The 3,659-nt window shown below is 72.7% G+C and carries 6 protein-coding genes; 3 read left to right on the top strand and 3 right to left on the bottom strand.

Annotated elements, in window-relative coordinates; genetic code table 11:
• The 3 genes from L2I40_RS20500 to L2I40_RS20490 form a co-directional block, all read left to right on the top strand.
• On the top strand, nt 1–443 hold a 443-nt coding region (locus tag L2I40_RS20500), incomplete at its 5' end, for a thermonuclease family protein (protein ID WP_237217031.1).
• A 55-nt stretch (nt 444–498) separates the two neighbouring features.
• Nucleotides 499–1,569 (top strand): tartrate dehydrogenase, encoded by a 1,071-nt coding sequence (locus tag L2I40_RS20495; RefSeq protein WP_237217030.1) that lies wholly within the window; start codon nt 499–501, stop codon nt 1,567–1,569.
• A 126-nt stretch (nt 1,570–1,695) separates the two neighbouring features.
• Nucleotides 1,696–1,935, top strand: coding sequence for a hypothetical protein (locus L2I40_RS20490; RefSeq protein ID WP_237217029.1), 240 nt, complete (start codon nt 1,696–1,698; stop codon nt 1,933–1,935).
• 22 nt (nt 1,936–1,957) lie between these two features.
• Here L2I40_RS20490 and L2I40_RS20485 read toward each other — a convergent pair whose 3' ends face one another.
• The 3 genes from L2I40_RS20485 to L2I40_RS20475 all read right to left on the bottom strand — a co-directional run.
• Nucleotides 1,958–2,479 carry a DUF3592 domain-containing protein gene (locus tag L2I40_RS20485; RefSeq protein ID WP_237217028.1) on the bottom strand — a complete coding sequence of 174 codons (522 nt, stop codon included), beginning with the start codon at nt 2,477–2,479 and terminating at the stop codon, nt 1,958–1,960.
• Nucleotides 2,480–2,549: 70 nt separating this feature from the next.
• On the bottom strand, nt 2,550–3,251 hold the full coding sequence (gene cuyB / locus L2I40_RS20480; RefSeq protein ID WP_237217027.1) for a cysteate racemase: 702 nt from the start codon (nt 3,249–3,251) through the stop codon (nt 2,550–2,552).
• The coding region (locus L2I40_RS20475) for a sulfite exporter TauE/SafE family protein (protein ID WP_237217026.1) at nt 3,248–3,659 on the bottom strand (412 nt) is incomplete at its 5' end. The genes cuyB and L2I40_RS20475, both read right to left, overlap by 4 nt.

Below are 3,659 nucleotides of genomic sequence, written 5' to 3'. Positions count from 1 at the left end.
CCGCCTTCTGGGAGGAGGCGATGCCGGACGCCTATGTCTCCGGCGCCGCGCGCGTGGTCGATGGCGACACGCTGGTGCTGGCGGGCACCACCATCCGGCTGCACGGGGTGGACGCGCCGGAGGCGCGCCAGCGCTGCGAGCGCGGCGGCGCGCCCTGGGATTGCGGCGCCGCGGCGACGGCCGAGCTGCAGCGGCTGACGGAGGGCCAGGTCGTGCGCTGCGCGACGCTCGGCCAGGACCGCTTCGACCGCCTGCTCGGCCGCTGCGAGGCGGGCGAGGAGGACCTGGCCGCCGCGCTGGTGCGGCAGGGGCTGGCCGTCGCCTACACGCGCTATTCCTGGCGCTACCTGCCGCAGGAGTTGCGCGCGCGCTGGGACGGCGCGGGGCTGTGGTCCGGGCGCTTCGAGACGCCGGAGGAGTGGCGCCGCCAGCAGGCGCGCTGAGCCACCCTTGCCGCGCCGGACGGCCGGGGGCAGGAAGCGCGGCGAGGAGGCACCCATGGCACGCAGGCACCGCATCGCGGTCATCCCCGGCGACGGAATCGGCAAGGAGACGGTGCCGGAAGGACTGCGCGTGCTGGACGCCGCGGCGCGCCGCTTCGGCTTCGAGCTGGAGCTCACCCACTACGACTGGTCCTGCGAGACCTACGCGAAGACCGGGCGGATGATGCCGGAGGACGGGCTCGACCGGCTGCGAGGCGCGGATTCGATCTTCCTCGGCGCCGTCGGCTGGCCCGGCGTGCCGGACCATGTCTCGCTCTGGGGGCTGCTGATCCCGATCCGGCGGGTCTTCGACCAGTATGTGAACCTTCGCCCCTGCCGGCTGCTGCCGGGCGTGCGCACGCCGCTGGCCAACCGCGCGCCGGAGGACATCGACTTCTACGTGGTCCGCGAGAACACCGAGGGCGAGTATTCGTCCTCGGGCGGGCGGATGTTCGCCGGGACGGATCGCGAATTCGTCACGCAGGAGAGCGTCTTCACGCGACACGGCGTGGACCGGGTGCTGCGCTACGCCTTCGAGCTTGCGATGACGCGGCCGCGGAAGAAGGTGACGAGCGCCACCAAGTCGAACGGCATCACCGTCACCATGCCCTATTGGGACGAGCGCTTCGCCGAGATGGCGAAGGCCTATCCCGGCGTGGCGACGGACCAGTTCCACATCGACATCCTCTGCGCGCATTTCGTCCAGCATCCGGACTGGTTCGACGTGGTGGTGGGGTCGAACCTGTTCGGCGACATCCTGAGCGACCTCGGGCCGGCGGTGGCGGGGTCCATCGGCATCGCGCCCTCGGCCAACATCAACCCGGAGAAGGCGCATCCCTCCATGTTCGAGCCGGTGCACGGCTCGGCGCCGGACATCGCGGGGAAGTGGATCTGCAACCCGATCGGGCAGGTCTGGTCGGGGGCGATGATGCTGGAGCATCTCGGCGAGACGGCGGCGGCGGATGCGATCGTGAAGGCGATCGAGGACCTGCTGGCCGAGGGTGGGCCGCGCACGCGCGACATGGGCGGGAATGCCGGGACGATCGATGTCGGGCGTGCGCTGGCGGAGGCGGTGGGGCGGGGCTGACCCGGGACGCCGGCTTCACTTGAAGGGGGCGGGGGCACGTCGTATAAACGCCCATTCAACTGAGAACGATTCTCAGTTGGGTCGCAACCCGGCGCCGCCGGGCCACGTGGAAGGGTGACGACGAGGATGGGCCGCGACTTCAGCCACATCGCCCGCCGCTGCGAGCGCGCCGTCGTGACCGCCTATCGCGAACTGCGCGAGGCGGGCAGCCCCGACATGGCCGCCTTCACCGCCTGCACCACGCTCTACCGCATCCACCATCCGGAAGCCTCGGTGACCGAGGCGCGACGGCTGGTCTCCGAGTGGATCGACCATCACGTGGTGCGCGGCGCGCAGTCGCCGACCGACGGCTGCCCCTGCGACTGAGGTTGCAGCGCGCAGGCAGCGCTCAGCCGGGGCGCGGGGCCACGCGCCGGCTGGCGACGATGTTCAGCACGGCGCCGACCACGAGCATCACGAATCCGACGCCGCCGAAGACGATGACCAGCAGCCAGACCGACATCGCGCTGGCGGGCGAGGCGCGCTTCGGGTCGAGCGGGTCGTAGAGCAGTTGCAGCCGCTGGCCGGGCCGCCAAGCGGGCGGGTTGGCGCTGGCGGTGTGCAGCACCTCGACGGCGGTGCCCTGCGGCGTGCTGAAGACGAAGACCGGCGTGTAGAGCAGGCCGTTGTCGCCGCGGTGCTCGACCAGCCGTGCGACCTGCGCCTCGGTCTCGACCGCGCGGGCGAGGAAGCCGCGCGTGTCGAGGAAGAAGACCGCGGCGAGGACCAGGAACAGCGCCCCGCCGCCGAGCTGGATCCAGCCGACGAGGCGCAGGATGCGGCGCCCGCGGTCCTGGCCGGCGGGCGGTGCGGCCGCGCCTGGCAGCAGCACGGTCGCGTCGCCGTCGCCCGATCGTCCCAGGCCGCTCATGCCCCGATCCCCAGCGGGTTGGGTGTTTAAGTTAGCGACCGAAACGAAATTGCGGCAATCCCGCGCGCGGTCAGCCTCGCGCCCAGGCGATGGCGGCGCGGGCCAGCGCGTCCAGCGTGTCGCAGACCGGGAAGGGGAGCGGCGGGCCGGCGGCGATGCCGAGGGGGATCTCGGTGCAGCCCAGCACCACGGCCTGCGCGCCGCGCGCGGCGAGGTGCGTCGCGGCGTCGGCGAGCGGCGCGTAGGCCGCGGCGACGGCGTTCGCCTTCACCCGTGCGATGGCGGGGGTGACGAGCGCCTCCATCTCGGCCTCGTCCGGCACCAGGCAGTCATAGCCGCGCGCGGCGAGGCGCTGCTGGTAGAGCCGCATCGCCAGCGTGCCCGCGGTGCCCATCACGCCGATGGTGCCGCGCACGATGCCGAGGCGCGCGAGGTCCGCCGCTGCGGCGTCCACGATGTGCAGGATCGGCAACGGCGTCGCTGCCTGCATCGCGTCGAACCAGCCATGCGCGGTGTTGCAGGGGATGGCGATGGCGCCGCAGCCCGCGGCCTCCAGCCCGGCGATGCCGCGCAGCAGGGCGGCCAGCGGGTCCTCGCCGCCGGCGATCCGGGCGGCGGTGCGGTCGGGCACGCGCGGGTCGGACCAGAGCACCGCGGGGATGTGGTCCTGGTCGCGCTCGGCCGGCGTCAGCAGCGTCAGGCGCCGCATGAACTCGGCCGAGGCGAGTGGGCCCATGCCGCCGAGCACGCCGAGCATCTTCGACCCGTTCACAGCCCGAGCCCGTCCCACACCAGCTTCGTCCCCGTGACCGCCAGCATCGCGTAGATCACCCGGTAGAACCACGCATCGCTCATCCGCTTCGCCAGCCAGATGCCGAGATACACGCCGACGGGGGCCAGCGGCAGCAGCAGCAGGCTGGTCAGCAGGTTCGTCGCACTCAGCTGGCCGAGGAAGAAATACGGCACCAGCTTCACGTAGTTCAGCACGCCGAAGAAGACGACCGTGGTCGCCGCGAGCGTCGCGCGGTCGAGCCTGAGCGGATAGAGATAGACCGCGAGCGGCGGCCCGCCGGCATGCGCGATGGTGGATGTCAGCCCGGAGACGGCGCCCCAGACGCCGCCGCGCAGCCGGCTCGAGGGCGCGGGCGGCGGCGCGGTGCGGCCGGGGCGCGCCTGCCAC

The organism is Falsiroseomonas oryziterrae, from assembly GCF_021864505.1.
Lineage (GTDB): Bacteria > Pseudomonadota > Alphaproteobacteria > Acetobacterales > Acetobacteraceae > Falsiroseomonas > Falsiroseomonas oryziterrae.
This window is presented reverse-complemented; position numbering and strand designations above follow the sequence as displayed.